This is a genomic window from Corynebacterium sp. UMB9976 (assembly GCF_030212265.1).
In the GTDB taxonomy this organism is placed as follows: Bacteria; Actinomycetota; Actinomycetes; order Mycobacteriales; family Mycobacteriaceae; genus Corynebacterium.
Map to the genome: position 1 here is coordinate 36,787 of NZ_JASODY010000006.1, position 16,741 is coordinate 53,527.

14 protein-coding genes are annotated in these 16,741 nt (G+C 65.1%); 9 read left to right on the plus strand and 5 right to left on the minus strand.

Annotated features, from left to right (window positions below; translation table 11 throughout):
* Positions 1–316: 316 nt before the first annotated feature.
* The 5 genes from QP140_RS04605 to QP140_RS04625 all read right to left on the minus strand — a co-directional run bounded on the left by QP140_RS04605 (position 317) and on the right by QP140_RS04625 (position 4,333).
* Positions 317–1,498, minus strand: coding sequence for an ATP-binding protein (locus QP140_RS04605; RefSeq protein WP_284758448.1), 1,182 nt, complete (start codon positions 1,496–1,498; stop codon positions 317–319).
* Between the two features lie 226 nt (positions 1,499–1,724).
* Entirely contained in the window at positions 1,725–1,895 is a 171-nt protein-coding gene (locus QP140_RS04610) for a hypothetical protein (RefSeq protein ID WP_284758450.1), read from the minus strand.
* Between the two features lie 36 nt (positions 1,896–1,931).
* Positions 1,932–2,492 (minus strand): TetR/AcrR family transcriptional regulator, encoded by a 561-nt coding sequence (locus QP140_RS04615; RefSeq protein WP_284758451.1) that lies wholly within the window; start codon positions 2,490–2,492, stop codon positions 1,932–1,934.
* A 21-nt stretch (positions 2,493–2,513) separates the two neighbouring features.
* Positions 2,514–3,188 (minus strand): ABC transporter ATP-binding protein, encoded by a 675-nt coding sequence (locus QP140_RS04620; protein ID WP_284758452.1) that lies wholly within the window; start codon positions 3,186–3,188, stop codon positions 2,514–2,516.
* Positions 3,185–4,333: an ABC transporter permease gene (locus QP140_RS04625; RefSeq protein ID WP_284758453.1), complete on the minus strand. Its 1,149-nt coding sequence runs from the start codon at positions 4,331–4,333 to the stop codon at positions 3,185–3,187. The genes QP140_RS04620 and QP140_RS04625 overlap by 4 nt, the downstream gene beginning before the upstream one ends.
* Before the next feature lie 357 nt (positions 4,334–4,690).
* Between QP140_RS04625 and QP140_RS04630 the strand changes: the two genes are divergently transcribed.
* From QP140_RS04630 to QP140_RS04670, 9 genes are all read left to right on the plus strand, one after another.
* Positions 4,691–5,554: a GDSL-type esterase/lipase family protein gene (locus tag QP140_RS04630; protein WP_284758455.1), complete on the plus strand. Its 864-nt coding sequence runs from the start codon at positions 4,691–4,693 to the stop codon at positions 5,552–5,554.
* A gap of 210 nt (positions 5,555–5,764) precedes the next feature.
* On the plus strand, positions 5,765–7,849 hold the full coding sequence (locus tag QP140_RS04635) for a glycosyltransferase (protein WP_284758456.1): 2,085 nt from the start codon (positions 5,765–5,767) through the stop codon (positions 7,847–7,849).
* Positions 7,849–8,442: a phosphatase PAP2 family protein gene (locus QP140_RS04640; protein WP_284758457.1), complete on the plus strand. Its 594-nt coding sequence runs from the start codon at positions 7,849–7,851 to the stop codon at positions 8,440–8,442. The genes QP140_RS04635 and QP140_RS04640 overlap by 1 nt, the downstream gene beginning before the upstream one ends.
* 45 nt (positions 8,443–8,487) lie before the next feature.
* Complete coding sequence (locus tag QP140_RS04645; protein WP_148811519.1) at positions 8,488–9,540, plus strand: decaprenyl-phosphate phosphoribosyltransferase; 1,053 nt, start codon at positions 8,488–8,490, stop codon at positions 9,538–9,540.
* A gap of 129 nt (positions 9,541–9,669) precedes the next feature.
* Positions 9,670–10,665, plus strand: coding sequence for an alpha/beta hydrolase (locus QP140_RS04650; RefSeq protein ID WP_284758458.1), 996 nt, complete (start codon positions 9,670–9,672; stop codon positions 10,663–10,665).
* A 322-nt stretch (positions 10,666–10,987) separates the two neighbouring features.
* Positions 10,988–12,925 carry an alpha/beta hydrolase-fold protein gene (locus QP140_RS04655; protein ID WP_284758460.1) on the plus strand — a complete coding sequence of 646 codons (1,938 nt, stop codon included), beginning with the start codon at positions 10,988–10,990 and terminating at the stop codon, positions 12,923–12,925.
* A 209-nt stretch (positions 12,926–13,134) separates the two neighbouring features.
* Positions 13,135–13,710: a hypothetical protein gene (locus QP140_RS04660; RefSeq protein ID WP_284758462.1), complete on the plus strand. Its 576-nt coding sequence runs from the start codon at positions 13,135–13,137 to the stop codon at positions 13,708–13,710.
* A gap of 25 nt (positions 13,711–13,735) precedes the next feature.
* A complete protein-coding gene (locus tag QP140_RS04665) occupies positions 13,736–14,686 on the plus strand; it encodes a cutinase family protein (RefSeq protein WP_284758463.1) in 951 nt (316 codons plus the stop codon).
* Positions 14,687–14,788: 102 nt separating this feature from the next.
* Positions 14,789–16,666, plus strand: coding sequence for a FadD32-like long-chain-fatty-acid--AMP ligase (locus QP140_RS04670; protein ID WP_284758464.1), 1,878 nt, complete (start codon positions 14,789–14,791; stop codon positions 16,664–16,666).
* Positions 16,667–16,741: the final 75 nt, after the last annotated feature.

Here is a 16,741-nt window from a genome sequence, read left to right on the forward strand (position 1 = left end):
CGCTGGAGGACGCAGTCGTCTCGAGTAACGGCTGGCACAATTACAGGGATAATTTAATCCTATCCTCAGGTAGGGCGGGTGGTTCTATGCGCTGCCTCAGGCACCCCCAGACGCGGTCTTTGCACTCGATGTGCCCGCGCTGGCGCCGTCATCACGGCGCACAACATATGGGCGGTAGCTCAGCTAGTCGCTAGACCAGCGCCGCAGCCATCGCGTATAGCGTCTGACGTCACGTGAATGAAGGTGTGGCGTTTTGTCGGTGGTGGGAGCGTTGGCCGAACGTGAGGGCGCTAGCGCTCTAGCGAAGCGGCACCCCTCATTCGGGCCAGATGGAGAACTGTTCCATGGCGTCGGCTGCGTGGTGAGAGCGCAGGTAGTCACGCATGTAGGGCAGTTCGTAGTCGACATAACCGTGGGATGTGGGGCGGATCATTTCGGCATCGATCAGGCGCTTGCGGTAATTGCCCGCATACTGCGCGTCAACTCCCATGCGTGCCGCGATGTCCGACATGCGTGAGGGGCCGTCGTCGGAGGACATGGCAGTGAGAAATGTTCGGTCGACTTCAGAAAGGTCCGCAATTGACGGCTCATGTACAAGTTGCCCAAGCTTTCTCCGGGCTGCGCGGATGCCGCGAGAGACGGCTTCGTTGTTGATCTCGGTGCCGGTGCAGTTACGGAAAGCATGTTGCCCGACAAGCTGAATCATGAAGGGATAGCCGCCGGTCGCCCTGGATGCGTTGTCGAGAGCCTCCGGCGTCCACGAGACGCCGACCTGTTCTGTCGTCTTATCCATGGCGGTGCGAACTTCCGTAATTGGTACCATCCCGGTTTCGATTCGGTTTGCGCGCCGTAGAAAAGTCACGGGATTGCGGCCTTCATCCGCGGCGAGAAGTGGCTTTACCGCGCCTGGAATGCCTGCCATTGCAACCGCTATTTCGCGGTCCTCCCGCACGAGGTGTTGAATCGTTGTTCCAAATTCAATGATCTCGTCCATGTGCGCGTAGTGCAGCTCGTCCAGGGTGATCAATAGGCCGACTGGCTCCTGTTCGAACCGGGCATTGATCTCTGCTTGGCAATCAAAGAGCTCGTCAAGAACTGACCTGAGCGTTGGGGTGGGGGAAAAAGAAGGAACTGCTTCGGTGTCGAAACCAAGATAGGGGAGTTTTAGGCCGGAGAGGCGACGCTTGGGCTCGTCAGAAAGGTCTTCTAAGAGGCGAAAGGCGCGGTCCCGAATGCGGTCGTTGAAGCCGCGTGTTGTGGTTTCGGAAATGACGTGCCAGGAGTGGGACTTCGCGACTGTTTCGAATTCGTTCAGTAGAACGGTCTTGCCCACGCCTCTGGGGCCAGTGATGATGGAGATGCGTTCATGGCTACCTGGGCCGTCCTGGATTGCGGCGTCGAAGTCGTCGAGGTATTCATCGCGTCCCGCGAGTACCAGCGGTGTTTTCCCGACGGTTGCGGTGAACGGGTTTCGGGGTCGTGCGGGGGTCGGGGGCATGCTCTCTCCTTACAACCTCTTACTATCTTTACTATTTTTACTATCTTTACTATTCACCCGCTAGAGGGTCGAGCCATTTAGCGTGCATGGCTACTTGTGAAGCTAATGGCGGGAGCTTGAGCCAGTCACGCGGGCAGTAGTACTGCCTGGGTGCCGAGCGAACAAGCACGGCGAGCCTGGGCGGCTTGCTAAGGAACGGGCCACCAGCGGGGAGCGAGGAAATTCCTCACCCTGCCGGAGGCCCGTCTTTGTTTGCCGTCACCATCTGGCGCAGCGTCCAGAAATTGTGCGCCAGCAGCGCGTAAGGGGTCGTGAAGGCGGGAACCGAGTCGCCGATGACGTCGAGGACGCCGCCGTCGGAGACGAAGCCAGCGAGCTTACGCTCACCGTCGAGCACCGTGATCCAGCCCGCGCCAGGTGGCTCAGCCCGGTGTTAGACCAGCGCCTCGGCCATCGCGTACAGCGTCTGCCGTGCATGGTCGAAGGCCTCCGGGCTGTCGACCATCTCGGCCGCCCGCCCGATCGCCGCATTCAGCAGAGCAATGTCCACCGGGGCCACGCCCGGGCAGAAGTCCGCGACGATGGTCTGGAAACCGGCGTGCGAGCGCTGCACCTCTTCATCGGCGAAGGCCGCCGGGAAGCTCTGCGCCGCGGCCACCAGCGGGCCGTGGGCGCCGTGGGCGAAGAGATCCAGTGTGGCGTCCACATAAGCGCGAATCCGCTGGTGAGCCTCTGGGGGAGCGTCCGCGATCTTGGCCTCCAGCTCCGCGTTCCACTCCTGGGTGGACTGGATCAGCAGCTGGACCAGAAGATCGTGCTGGGAGGAGACGTAGCGGTACACGCTAGGGCGAGCTAGCCCGACCTCCGCGGCGACCTCCGCGAGCGTGGGGACTTTGCCCCGCTGCTCCACGATCAGCCGCTCGGCGGCTTCGAGCACCGCGCGGTGCTGGACCGCGCGGTGCTCGGCGACCGTCTCCTCCGTAATCTTGGGCATACTCCCGAGTCTACGTCGGACCTAGTCGGACACAGTCAGGCGACCGTCCACCATCTCGTAGACCTTGTCGCAGTGGCCAAGGACCTCGTAGTCGTGGGTGACCATCACGCCGGCCACGTTGAACTCGTGGCACTCGCGGGCGAGCAGCTCCACGATCTCCTGGGAGCGGCTGCGATCCAGGGCAGCGGTCGGCTCGTCGACCAGCAGCACCTGCGGGTTTCCGACCAGCGCCCGGGCGATGCCCACGCGCTGGCGCTCACCACCGGAAAGACTGCCCGGGAGATGCTGGGCGCGCCGGGTCATGCCGACCTTCCCCAGCAGTTCGGCATTGGAGTAGCGCCCCCGCTTGCCGATCACGCGCGCGGCCAGCTCTAGCTGCTCCTCCGCGGTCAGGGCAGAAGGCAAGCTGCCGGAGGACTGGAAGACGAAACCGATATTTTCGCGGCGAACCTTCGCCAGGCCCGCATCGTCGAGGCCGGTGATGTCCTGGCCCGCGACCTCCACGCGGCCAGAATCCGGGCTGGTCAGCGCGCCTGCCACGGCGAGCAGCGTGGACTTACCGGACCCCGAAGGCCCGACGATGGCCACGAACTCGCCCGGTGACACGGCAAGGTTCACGTGGTCGAGCGCGGTGACCTGGGAATCACCGTCGCTGTACTGGATGGTGACATCGCTGAGGTTCAGTGCGTGGCTCATCGGTTCTCTCCTAGGGCTGCGAGCGGATTGGTGCGGGTGACGCGGTAGACGGCGACGACCGCGCCGATCAGGCCCGCGAAAAACAGGATCAGGCTGCCGCCGATGACGGAGCCGAACTCGGTGGCATAAGGCATGGCGGTGCGCTCCAGCAGGCTGCCCAGCCCGACGGCGATCAGCGCGCCGGCAATGATGGACAGCGCGAGGATGCTCACGGCCTGGCCCAGGCTGTCGCGCAGCAGGAAGCCCTTGGTCGCACCCATGGCGCGCAGCGTGGCGATATTGCCCGCCCGCTGGATCGTCCAGACCAGGAAGAACGCGCCGGTGACCAGTGCCGCGATGACGAAGAGGAACCACTTGATCATCGTCAACGTCATCATCTCCGCCGTGTAGCCGGGGGAGGAGTCGAAGCTCTCCTTGAGGGTGTGGACGTCCAGTCCGGCGGCCTGCGACAGCGCTGCGGTGTCTGCCTTGTCCGCGGTCTTCGCGACGACGACGGAGGCCTCCTCGTAGGCTTCCGGTTTCACTGTCTCGCCGTGCCGAGCGCCCGCGTGGATTTCCTGCCACACGTCCAGCGGCAGGTAGGCGACGTCGACGTGGCCGAAGGTGCGCTGCCCGTCGGCGAAGCCGGTGACCTTGAGCGGGGTCTCCAGCCGGTCGACGGTGATCGTGTCCCCGACCTCGATGCCTTCATCCGCCAAGGTGGCGGAAAGAATGACCTCGTGCGGGGTGCTGGTCTGCTCGCCGCGGTCGGCGGCCGGGCTCATGGCTGGCAGGCCAGGCGGGGCGATGAAGGAGTCGGGACGTACGCCGAGCAGGGTCAGGTCCACGGCGGTGCCGTCCTGGTTGTGGGCGTTGGCGATGGTCAGCCCGAGTGGGGCGGTGTCGGTGATCCCGTCGAGCTCGGCCATCTTCCCGGCTTCGTCGACGTCGACGATGGAGCGGGTGAACGCGGAGTCCGTTTGGGTGCCGCGTTCGAAGGCGATGACGTCCGCGTCCAGAGCCTTCAGGCCAGAGACGCCGTCGTTGACAAGCCCGGCGGTGAGGCCGGAGATGATGACGACGAGCAGGGACATCAGCCCGAGGACGACGCCCATCAGGAGGAATCGGGTCCGCGCGAACAGCATTTCGCGCCAGGCTAGGAACATGGGAAAACTTTCTGCGTATGTGGAAACTAGTGCGCGGCGGGGAACCGCGAAGAAATTAAGCGGAAATCCGCTGGAAGCAAATTTAGCAACACTGTGTTGCCAACATGAAAACAAGCCGTCGCCAAGATGAGGAAGAGGGCAGGTCAGTGGCGTTTTCGAAGGGGGCGGGGAAGTCGGCGAGGATGGTGTCACAGTGACGGCAGTGACCTGCCGTGCCGTCGCTGTGCGCCAGCTAGCAGTTGGCTGGCAATTGGATCTGCGCGCCAGATGTATGACAATGAAAAACCGCGAAGCGGCACGAAGCTGCGCGAAGTGCAGAACAATAGAGTTTCCAACGCAAAACCAAGGGATGGGTAGATGCTGAAGAAGAAGATGTCGAAAATGCTCGCCGGGCTCGCCGCGGTCGTGATGGCTGGCAGCGCAGTCACCGCAACAGCTCCAGTAGCCGACGCCGCGCCGCGCAACGTCGTCCTCTTTGGTGACTCCATGTGGTCCAACGGAACCGGCACCTTCCCATCCCAGATGGCGGAGTTCTGGCAGGGGCCGGGCAAGGTCACCGGCAACGCCCCGGCGGAGGGACGCTGCAAGCGCGGGCAGGTCCGCGTCGCCGCGAGCCTGCAGCGCCAGACCGGCGTGAAGGTTGAGGACTACGCCTGCAACGGTGCGGTCGCCTACGCCCCGTCCAACGGGTCTAACAACCTCAAGCGTCAGGTCGACCAGGCCATCGCCCACGGCAATCTCAACCGCTCCACCCGCGCGGTGTTCATGAACATCGGCATCCTGGACAACATCAAGGCCCCGGGCCACATCAACGTCCAGACCCGCAACTTCGTCGCTGGCGTGCGGCCGCAGGTCGAGCGCATCAAGCGCGCCGCCCCGAACGCCAAGGTCGCCTTCGTGGGCTACCCGCACATCGTTGATAAGTACGGCACCGGCTGCTGGATCCAGACCCACGCCCTGCAGCGCGTCGCGCTGACCATCCCGCCGGTGCGCATGGCCCAGGACGCCGCCCAGCACTGGCAGCGCGAAGCCGCGAAGGCTACCGGCGTGGGCTGGATCGACATGGAGGGCCCGACCCGCGCCAACGGCACCTGCGCGCCAGCGAACCAGCGCTACGTGTCCGGCTTGGTCGACAACACCTCCACGCCCTACAACATGACAACCCACCTCACCCAGGTCGGTAACGAGGGCGTGGCGCGCATCCTTTCCCGCCACATCTAAGGCGCCGCGGATAGCCCACCGGCGCTCGCTCACAAGGGAGCGCCCCGAAGCAGCTCACCCACCGCGCACATACGCCACGGCCCGCACCGGAACTCCACAGCGAGAAAGCCGGTGCGGGCCGTGGCGTACTGCCATCAGGGGCGGGTCGTGGGGGATAATAGGGTCGATTACCTATCACTATTGTCTGATCTGAAGGTTTGACCTGCTCATATGACTGGACACTCCAGCAAAAATTTTGACGATACTCGCCTCGCCCGCATCATCCTGCCGAAGCGGGGCGAGCCGCGCGACGTCCGCAGCCTCTACATCGTGGAAAACGAGTCCACGACCACCGGCCGCGTCACCGCGCTCTCCCGCACCGAGTGCCGCATCCCGGCCGGTGCGGAGATCTCCTTCGAGACATACTTCAACGCCTTCCCCGCTTCCTACTGGCGCCGCTGGTCCCAGCTGGACGAGGTTCAGCTGCGCATCGAGCTGACCGGCGAGGCCCGCGTGGACATCTACCGCTCCAAGATCGACGGTTCCCGCATCGCCGTGACCGGCGCGGACGTCGACGTCGACGAGAAGGGGCGCGGCACCGCGGAGTTCACCGTCTCCCTGGCCCCCTTCGAGGACGGTGGCTGGATCTGGTTCGACCTGACCTGCGAGTCCGAAACTACCGTCCACTCCGCCGGCTGGTACGCCACCAAGCCCGCCGAGGGGCAGGTCCTGCAGTCTCCGGCCGTCGTGCGCGACGCCGACACCGCAGCCGAAACCCACCTGAACCCGGGTGACAAGCTGCCCGCCGCCGAGCCACGCGTCACCATCGGCATCCCGACGTTCAACCGCCCGGCCGATGCGGTCGCCGCCCTCGAGGCGTTGGCCTCCGACCCGGAGGTCGGCAAGGTCATCGACGCGGTCATCATGCCCGACCAGGGTGATAAGCACCCGGCCGACGAGCCCGGTTTCCAGGCCGTCAGCGAGCACTTCGGTGACAAGCTGCGCATCGTGCAGCAGGGCAACCTCGGCGGATCCGGCGGCTACTCCCGCATCATGTACGAGGCGCGTCACGCCGAGCGCGGCACCACCAGCCCGTTCATCCTCTACATGGACGACGACATCCAGATCGAGCCGGACTCCGTCCTGCGCTCCCTGGCGGCTGCCCGCTACGCGCGTTCCCCGATGCTGATCGGCGGCCAGATGCTGAACCTGCAGGAGCGCAGCCACCTGCACACCATGGGTGAGGTCATCGACCGCGGCTCCTTCATGTGGACCGCCGCACCCCACACCCACTACGACCACGACTTCTACAAGCACCCGCTGCGCGACCGCGGCTCCTACGGCAAGAACGCCTCCGGCGAGGAGATCGACTCCCGGGACCTGCACCGCCGCATCGACGTCGACTACAACGGCTGGTGGATGTGCATGATCCCGCGCGTCGTCGCGGACACGATCGGCCAGCCGCTCCCACTGTTCATCAAGTGGGACGACGGCGAGTTCGGCCTGCGTGCCAAGGACGCCGGCTTCCCGACCGCCTCCTGGCCAGGCATCGCGATCTGGCACATGGCCTGGTCCGATAAGGACGACGCCATCGACTGGCAGGCCTACTTCCACCTGCGCAACCGCCTCATCGTCGCCGCCATCCAGCACGAGGGCAGCCCGCGCGGCATCATTACCTCGATGGCGAAAGCGACCGCCAAGCACCTGCTGTGCCTGGAGTACTCCACCGTCGCCATCCAGAATGAAGCGATGAAGGACTTCCTGGCAGGCCCGGAGCAGCTGTTCAGCATCCTGGACACCTCCCTGCCACGCATCAACGCGCTGCGCAAGAGCTACCCGGATGCCGTGGTGATCCCGTCGGCCTCCGAGCTGCCTCACCCATCCGGCGGGCCGCGCAACCTCACCCGCATCCCGCTGAGCATCCCGGCGAAGGTCAAGACGCTGACTCAGGCTGTGATCAACAACGCTAAGCCGGCGGACGAGCGCCACCACGAGGTGCCGCAGGTCAGCCTGCCGCCGATCGAGGCCCGGTGGTTCAGCCTCTCCCGCGTGGACGGGGCGACCGTGACCACCGCCGATGGTCGGGGAGTGGTCTACCGCAAGCGCGACCGCGCCAAGATGCTGGAGCTGGCACGCGAGTCCATGCGCCTGCAGAAGCAGGTCGCGGAGCGCTTCGATGAGCTGCGCACCCGCTACCGCGAGGCCCACCCGTACCTGACGAGCCTCGAGGGTTGGGCGCAGATCTTCGAACCGGAATCCGAGCTGGCTAAGTCCGGGCGGGATTCCGACCTGGCGCCGAAGAAGGAGCGTGCCTAATGGTCGCGCAGGACTCTCAGGCCGCGGACCGCGTCGCGGGCGATCCGTTCGGCGAGACCCGCGCGCTGGTCGCGATCCAGAACGCGATTGGCGAGCCGGGGAGCGGCTCCAGCCTGGCCTCGGTGCAGCGCATCTCGCGCGGTATGAGCCACTTTGGGGAGCACGCTCTCGGCTGGTTCGCGGTCTCCGCCACGGGGGCTGTGGTGGATAAGCCGCGCCGGGCTGAGTGGCTGGGCGTGGGTGTCTCTGCCTTCATTGCGCACGCCGCGAGCGTGATCATCAAGCGCATCGTGCGCCGACCCCGCCCGCACGACCCTGCGATCCGCATCGGCGTGGGCACCCCGTCCAAGCTGAGCTTCCCCTCTTCGCACGCCACCAGCTCCACCGCAGCACTGGTGAGCATGGCGGACCTTAGCGGAAAGAAGGCGCCTTTGGCGGGCGTTCCCGCCATGGGCTTTTCCCGCCTAGTCTTGGGCGTGCACTACCCGAGCGACGTGATCGTCGGTACGCTTATCGGGTTGACGAGCAGCAAGGCGGTTCAGAAGACGATCGTCCCCCGCTTGAAGCGGCGGCTAAGCGGCCGCGATGCCTAGCGGGTTGAAAAGACACTTGTTTTCCACAGGGAGTGACGCGTAACAGTGAGCAATCGGGATCCAGAATCCTTCTTCGGCGGCGAGCCCCACACCTCCGGCATTGAGTCGGCAGATGCGATGGCGCGCCGCTACGAGGGCACGGAATATGACGCGTCGAAGACGAGCACCTCGGTGGAGGCGGAGAAGCTGCAGCCACCGAAGAACCTGCTCGACGGGATGATCAAGGCACTGCGTCCGAAGCAGTGGGTGAAGAACGTCCTGGTCGTCGCCGCGCCCGTCGCGGCCGGTGGGGACGTCATCTTTCAGGGGCGCGTGCTGCTGGACATCCTCATCGCCTTCGTGGCCTTCTGCCTCGCCGCGTCCTCCATCTACCTCATCAACGACGCCCGCGACGTCGACGCCGACCGGCAGCACCCGACGAAGCGCTTCCGGCCGATCGCTGCTGGTGTGCTGCCGGTCTCGCTGGCCTACATCATGTCGGTGGTGCTCATCGCCCTGGCGGTGGGCGGGTCCTTCCTGGCCAGCTCCGGGCCTGGGTTGGCCATCGTTGTGGCCGTGTACATCGCCCTGCAGTTGGGCTATTGCTTCGGCTGGAAGCACCAGCCGGTGATCGATATCGCGCTGGTCAGCTCCGGCTTCATGCTGCGCGCGATGGCCGGTGGCGTGGCGGCTGGAGTGATCCTGTCCCAGTGGTTCCTGCTGGTCGCGGCCTTCGGTTCCCTGTTCATGGCGGCCGGTAAGCGCTACGCGGAGCTGAAACTCTCCCTGCGTTCAGGCGCGAAGATCCGCAAGTCCCTGGAAAGCTACACCCCGACCTACCTGCGCTTCGTATGGACGCTGGCCGCAACGGCCGTGGTGCTGAGCTACGCGCTCTGGGGCTTCGATCTCTCCCAGCAGGTCAGCGGTGCAGCCGCGGTGTGGTACCAGATCTCGATGGTTCCATTCACGGTGGCGATCCTGCGCTACGCTGCCGATGTGGACCGTGGCGACGGCGGAGCGCCGGATGAAATCGCGCTCAACGACCGCGCCCTGCAGGTGCTTGCGCTGGCCTGGCTGGTGACGATCGGCATCGCGGTCTACGTGGTCCCGGCCCTCTAATACCCAAGAGAGTTTTCAAAACAAAAGTTTTCATGCGAACGGCATGGCGTGTCAGATAAAGATTTGATAACGTCATGCCGTTAACTATTCGTCGTTGAGGGATTTTTCATGAACCTTAAAATGAGCTCCATGGTTATGGGTAAGCGCCTCACAGCGGTGCTGGTGGCCATTGCTACTGCGCTCGGCATGGCAACCGTTGCTGCTCCGCAGGCGTCGGCCGATACCCGTGGCGTGCTGCGCCCGGGCTGCACCTGGTCCCCGTACAAGTACTACGTCCAGGACTGCTGGGTCAGTTCGCCGTCGATGGGCCAGAAGATCAAGGTCCAGATCCAGGCTGCCTCCCGTGGCGGCAGCGCCGGCGTCTACTTCCTGGACGGTCTGCGCGCTCCAGAGCACTACAGCGACTGGGTGGAGCTGGGACACGCTCCGCGCAAGTTCGTCAACGATAATGTCACCCTGGCTATGCCGGTCGGCGGCAAGGGTCAGTTCTACACCGACTGGCAGGGTCACTGGGGCGGCACTAATGGTCCGCGTACGCCGCGCTGGGAAACCTTCCTGACCCGCGAGCTGCCGAACTATCTGGCCCGCGAGTTCGGCGTCTCTCGCACCAATAACTCCGTGGTCGGCCTGTCCATGGGTGCGATGGCCGCGATGAACCTCGCCGCGTGGCACCGCAACCAGTTCAAGCAGGTGACCTCCATGTCCGGTTACCTGAACCCGACCTTCCCGGGCATGTACTTCGCGATGAACTACTCGATGCAGGATTCTTCCGGCCCGGGTGCTCGCGTTGAGAACATGTGGGGCCCGCCGGCCAGCCCGGCTCGCTTCCGTAACGACCCAACCCTGAATGTCGGCCGTCTGCAGGGGATGCCGATGTACCTCTCGGCTTCCCTTGGTGGCCCGACGCCGGATATCGACTTCGTGAACAACCCCGTTGTCGGAGCTAGCGCGGTCATGCTGGAGTTCTTCTCCCGCACCTCGACCCGCAAGTTCGAGATCGCTGCGCGCGGCGCTGGCATCAACCCGGTCGTCAGCTACAGCCCCGTTGGCGTTCACAACTGGAATAACTGGGGTGCTGAGCTGCACAAGGCTCGCCCGCACATCCTGAGCGCACTGGGCGCTTAGTCCGGTGTGAGCCTGATGGGATTGTGTCGGCCCGCGGGTGGCTGACCGCCCAGGCTCTGTAAAAGAGGGGCGCTTCCTCGATAGTGAGGAGGCGCCCCTTTCTTTGTGTCTCGGAAACTTTTCTGCGAGTTGCCGTCGAGTGTGCTTTACAAGCCCTAACGAAACAGTAAGCTTAAGCCTTAAGTGAAGCTTGAGGCTTTGTGGCTACTGAGGCTGGCGAGAAACCCAGGCCGAAGCGGGAGGGGAACCCGCTTCGACCGGGAGCTACCAGTCCGGATCTCGGCCTTTTTGACGTTGACAAGGACACAAGGAAGAAAAACACATGCGCATTGCTGCGAAACTCCCCCGCCCGTCCCGTATGGGGAAGGCGACGCTTGCCCTGCCGCTGGCCGCGGCCCTCGCTCTGCCGCTGATGCCAGCTGCCAACGCGCAGGATGCCGGCAGCCTGGCCGGCTCCAGTGGCCCTGGCTCCGGCACTGGCTACCTTGAGCCCCACAACGTCCCGGACCGCAAGCCGGTGCGCGTGACGGAGCAGAACCTCCCCGGCCTGCCGGCGGGCGTCTCCGTCGACAAGGTCGAGTGGATTACCGACCGCTGGGCGAACGTCTACATCAACTCCGCCGCCATGCCGGACAAGCCGGTCAAGGTCCAGATCCTGCTGGCCCGCGACTGGTACTCCAAGCCGGACCAGAAGTTCCCGACCGTCTGGGCGCTCGACGGTCTACGCGCCCGCGAGGACGAGTCCGGTTGGACCCTGTCCACGAATATCGCGAACTTCTATGCGGATAAGAACGTCAACGTCGTCCTTCCGGTCGGCGGCGAGTCCTCTTTCTACACCGACTGGCAGCAGCCGGATAAGGGCAAGCACTACAAGTGGGAGAGCTTCCTCGTCAACGAGCTCCCGGCTGTCCTGCGCGAGGGCTGGCGCAGCACCGAGGACCGCGCGATCGTCGGCCTGTCCATGGGTGGCACCGCGGCGATGAACCTCGCGCAGCGCTTCCCGAAGATGTGGAAGTTCGTCGGCTCCTTCTCCGGCTACCTGGACACCACCTCCCCGGGCATGCCGCAGGGCATCGCCTACGCCGCGCAGGACGGCGGCGGCTACGACGCGCAGAAGATGTGGGGCCCCTTCGGCTCCAAGGACTGGTACGAGCACGACCCGAAGCTGGGCGTTGGCCTGCTGAAGGACATGTCCGTGTACGTCTCCGCCGGTAACGGCACCCCGGGCAACCCGGAGGAGAACAGCCCGGCCGGCATCGGCCTGGAGGTCATGTCCCGCCTGACCACCCAGACCTTCCTCAAGGAAGCCAAGAAGAAGGGCGTGAATGTCACCGCCCACTTCCGCAACTCCGGCATTCACAACTGGCCGTACTGGCAGTTCGAGATGACCCAGGCATGGCCACAGATCGCCGACGCGCTCTCCCTCTCCAAGGATGACCGTGGCGCGCAGTGTGCTGCCGGCGGTGCGATCGGCGATGCGCTGAAGGCTGCCCCGCAGATCGGCGCCCAGGTCGGCGCCTGCGTCTCCGGTGAGTACGACGCCGCCCGCGGCGGGAAGGTCCAGGACTACCGCTCCGGTCGTGCCTACTGGCACCCGGACACCGGCGCCCACTTCCTGTGGGGCCGCATCGGTGCACGCTACGTGGAGATGGGCGCAACCCACTCCTGGCTCGGCTACCCGAAGAGCGAGGAGATCACGATCTCCAACGGCCGCGGCCGCTTCGTCCAGTTCGAGCACGGCAACATCTACTGGACCCACGAGACCGGTGCCTACGCGGTGAAGAAGGACATCATGCGCACTTGGGGCGAGAAGGGCTACGAGAACGGCCCACTCGGCTACCCAGTGGCGAACGCCGAGACGGTCGGCGACGGCTGGGTGCAGCGCTTCCAGAACGGTGTCATCACCCGCGACAAGGACGGCAAGACCCAGTACGTCCAGGGCGAGATCGCCAAGAAGTACATGGCTGCCAAGGGGCCGGAGTCCAAGTTGGGCTTCCCGGTCACCGGAGAGATGGACCTGCCGAACGGCAAGGGTAAGTTCTCCGAGTTCACCGGCGGCTTCATCTACTGGTCCCCGAAGACTGGCGCTCACATCATCTACAAGGGCGCGATCTTCGACGCCTGGGGTAAGGAGGGGTACGAGCAGGGCAAGTACGGCCTGCCGGTCTCTGATCAGGTCGCGATCCCCGCGGGCGGCGAGGTTGTGAAGTTCCAGGGTGGCGAGATCCAGCAGGTCAACGGCAAGATCGTCAAGAAGTAACACTCGCCCATAGGGCGGGGCCGGGAAGGCAAAAACCCGGCAGACCGGGCACCGGGAGGGGCGGCGCGTACGCCAGTACTCTCCCCGGTGCCCGGTATCGTTTTAACTAGCAATCCGTTCACCGCGCCTGGCTGCTAGCCCCAGCCCCCGGCGGGGTCGTAATATGGCTGACCCGCCGAATTCCGGCGCCAATGGAAAGGAAGCGCACTGTGCGAAAGACCAGCCTCCCAACGATGCGGCGGCCGCTGGCCATCCTGGCGAGCCTGACCCTCCTCGGCGCGGCCAGCGCATGCGGCACGGGCAGCACCGTCGATAACTCGGAGCAGGCCGATAACACCGCCGTGCCGAGCGTCTCCGCATCCGCGAAGCCGGATAAGGGTGATGATAAGGGCAAGGACGACTCCAAGGACGAGGGCGCGTCCTCCGGCGACCACGGTGCGACCGGCAAGGGCGCGCAGGACGGCGCCGTTGAGGAAGTCGAGGACGTCCCCGAGGGAGACGACCGCAGCGAGGAGGAGGAGCACTTCCTGGCGGCCCTGGAGAAGTCCGGCGTGCACTTCGACAAGGTGGACGATGCGGACCGCAACGCCGTCGAGTCGCAGATCATCGCCGCCGGCTACCACCACTGCCGTGAATCGGATACCCCGCTGATCGGGGTCGCGGCCGGCCAGATGCTCGCCCAGGGGCTCGTCGACCCACCAAAGGGGGACGACGCCCTCACCCAGAAGTTCGAATCCATGATGAAGGATCTGCGCACCGCCGCGGATGAAAACCTCTGCCGCTAAGTGCGGCCGGGAGGAAAGAAGAATAATGCGCAAGCCAATCGGCAAAACCGTGACGATCATCGGCCTGGTGGTGCTCCTGGTGCTCATCATCGCCGGCATCGGCTCCTGGCTGGGCACCGATGGGAAGGGTGGCTTCGGCGGACCCGGCTCCCACGAGGGCTCCGGGAAGCCGGGCCGTGAGGCGAGCCCGAACCCGCCGGGGTGCATTGACTACGAGGTCATCGCCCTGCCCGGTACCTGGGAGTCCAAGGCGGACGACGACCCGGTGAACCCGACGGCCAACCCCCGCTCCCTGCTGCTGCACGTCACCCAACCGCTGCAGGAGCAGACCGACCCGGAGCGCGTGAAGATCCACACGGTGCCCTATACCGCGCAGTTCAGGAACTTCAACGCGCAGCACGAGATGAGCTACGACGACTCCCGCAAGCAGGGCCTGGGGCGTGCTGTCGGGGAGATTCAGGCGACGCACGAGAAGTGCCCGGCCACGAAATTCATCCTCGTCGGGTTCAGCCAGGGTGCGGTCATTGCCGGCGACCTGGCGTCGAATATCGGCAACCACCGCGGGCCGGTGGATCCCTCCCTGATCGCCGGTGTCGCGCTGATCGCGGACGGCCGTCAGGAGCCACAGCACGGCGAACTGGTGGGTAATAAGGAGAACACCGGTATCGGCGCGGAGGTGGCGCTCCACGCTGTCAACGCCCTCGTGCAGCCAATCGTGCCGGGGGCGACGATGCGCGGCGGGCGTCCGGATGGCTTCGGCGAGCTCAACGACCGCGTGAAGAACTTCTGTGCTGCAGGGGATACTGTCTGCGACGCGCCGGCGTCGATCGGGAACGCGGTGTCCCGGGCGAAGGAGCTGGTGGGATCCAACGGCATCCATGCGCACTACGACACCAACCGCGACGTCGTCGACGGAATGACCGCGCCGGAGTGGATCACCAACTGGGTGCGCGACCTCGTTCAGCAGCCCATCTAAAACGTCAGACACGAGCCCTGAAGTGGTGCATTCGCTACCTAAATAGTTTAGGGTACAAAACAGCAATTTCTGAGCTTTAGGAAGGGACTAGGTGGTCCACTGATGGATATCAATGCAGCCATGGGGCAGTTCTTTGACGAGAACGGCAATATCGCCGTGCCCGATGCACTGACTCTCTCCGGGATGAACGAGATGCTCTTCGGCGCCGCTAAGGCGCAGGGAGAGGCCGACAAGGTCCTGTACCGCTACTGGGACTACAACGACTCAGCAGAAGGCGTGCTCCGCGAGTACACCCGCGAGGAGATCAACACCCGCATCAAGGCCGTGTGCGTGCGACTGCAGCAGGTCACCAAGCGTGGCGACCGGGTGGCCATCCTCGCCAATAACTCGCCCGAGTACGTCTACAGCTTCCTCGGCATCATGTACGCCGGCCTGGTGCCGGTGCCGCTCTACGACCCGACCGAGCCGGGCCACGCTGACCACCTCACCGCCGTGCTGGACTCCTCCACCCCAGTGGCCATCATGACCAACAAGCGCTCCGCCGCTGCCGTCCGCGAGTTTTTCTCCGACCGCCCGGCCCCGGAGCGCCCACGCGTGCTGGTTGCCGACGCCCTGCCGGACAGCCTCGCTGAGCAGTGGCAGAACCCGGCCGAGCTGCTGGCCAAGCACCCGGAGCTGGCGCCGAAGAGCTCCGACGAGGCGTTCCTGCAGTACACCTCCGGCTCCACCCGCACCCCGGCGGGCGTGGTCCTGACGCACAAGTCCATCGTCACCAACGTCCTGCAGATCTTCATCGCGGTGAAGCTACAGCCGCCGGTTCGCATCGTTAGCTGGCTGCCGCTGCACCACGACATGGGCCTGATCCTCGCGGCCTTCGCCTCCATTCTGGGCCTTCCCTTCGACCTCATGAGCCCGCGGGACTTCCTGCAGAACCCAGCCCGCTGGATCAAGCAGCTGCACAAGCGCGACGACGAGGAGAACATCTACACCGTCGTCCCGAACTTCGCCCTGGAACTGGCGACCCGCTACGCCAACCCCGCCGACGAGGCGAACGCTGAGCTGCTTGCGGACCTGGACCTCTCCCGCGTCGATGGCCTGGTCAACGGCTCCGAGCCGGTCACCCACGCCTCCGTGGAGCGCTTCCTCGACCTCTTCGCCAACTACCAGCTGCGCCGCGACACGATGCGCCCGTCCTACGGACTCGCCGAGGCCTCCCTGCTGGTCACCACCCCACAGACCGACAAGCGGCCGTGGACCCAGTGGTTCGACCGCGAGCAGCTCGCGGGCGGCACCGCCGTGGCGCTGCCGGAGGGCGACGAGGCTGCCATGCCGCTGACCTCCGTCGGTCAGGTCTGCCCCTGGCAGAGCCTCTGCATCGTCGACCCGGAGACCGGCAAGGAGCTCGCCGACGGCCAGGTCGGTGAGCTGTGGACCAACGGCGAGAACACCGCTGCCGGCTACCTCAACCGCGAGGAAGAGACCACCTTCACCTTCCGCAACCACCTACCCGCCGACCACCGCCTGCCGGAGAACTCCCGGGCGGGTAACGCACCGGAGGATAACTGGATGCGCACCGGCGACCTCGGCGTCATCGTCGACGATCAGGTCTTCATCACCGGCCGTCTGAAGGACCTCGTCATCGTCGCGGGCCGCAACCACTACCCGCAGGACATCGAGGAAACAGCCGCCGCGGCGACGTCCCACGTCAGTCACGGCGCAATCGCAGCCTTCGCAGTACCGGGCGCCGAGCTGGGCCAGGACGTCGAGGGCCTGGTCATCCTCGCGGAGCGCACCCCGGAGGCCTCCCCAGTGGAGGACGGGCTTGCAGCCAACGACATCCGCGCGGCAGTGTCCAAGATCCACGGCCTGAAGCCGGCGGATATCCGCATCGTGGATGCCGGAAACATCCCGCGCTCCAGCGCCAACAAGATCGCCCGCCGTGTCGCGGCGAAGGCCTACACGCAGGGCCAGTTCAACTAGAGTTAGGCGGCCCGTCCATTAGGATGAAAGATTCACTAGGACGCGCCGCACCGCAACGAGAGGAATCACCCGGTC

Coding starts and splice junctions, on each gene's coding strand:
- QP140_RS04630 (WP_284758455.1), top strand. CDS start 4,691: ATGCTGAAGAAGAAGATGTCGAAAATGCTCGCCGGGCTCGCCGCGGTC.
- QP140_RS04625 (WP_284758453.1), bottom strand. CDS start 4,333: ATGTTCCTAGCCTGGCGCGAAATGCTGTTCGCGCGGACCCGATTCCTC.
- QP140_RS04620 (WP_284758452.1), bottom strand. CDS start 3,188: ATGAGCCACGCACTGAACCTCAGCGATGTCACCATCCAGTACAGCGAC.
- QP140_RS04665 (WP_284758463.1), top strand. CDS start 13,736: ATGCGCAAGCCAATCGGCAAAACCGTGACGATCATCGGCCTGGTGGTG.
- QP140_RS04615 (WP_284758451.1), bottom strand. CDS start 2,492: ATGCCCAAGATTACGGAGGAGACGGTCGCCGAGCACCGCGCGGTCCAG.
- QP140_RS04640 (WP_284758457.1), top strand. CDS start 7,849: ATGGTCGCGCAGGACTCTCAGGCCGCGGACCGCGTCGCGGGCGATCCG.
- QP140_RS04655 (WP_284758460.1), top strand. CDS start 10,988: ATGCGCATTGCTGCGAAACTCCCCCGCCCGTCCCGTATGGGGAAGGCG.
- QP140_RS04635 (WP_284758456.1), top strand. CDS start 5,765: ATGACTGGACACTCCAGCAAAAATTTTGACGATACTCGCCTCGCCCGC.
- QP140_RS04670 (WP_284758464.1), top strand. CDS start 14,789: ATGGATATCAATGCAGCCATGGGGCAGTTCTTTGACGAGAACGGCAAT.
- QP140_RS04650 (WP_284758458.1), top strand. CDS start 9,670: ATGGTTATGGGTAAGCGCCTCACAGCGGTGCTGGTGGCCATTGCTACT.
- QP140_RS04605 (WP_284758448.1), bottom strand. CDS start 1,498: ATGCCCCCGACCCCCGCACGACCCCGAAACCCGTTCACCGCAACCGTC.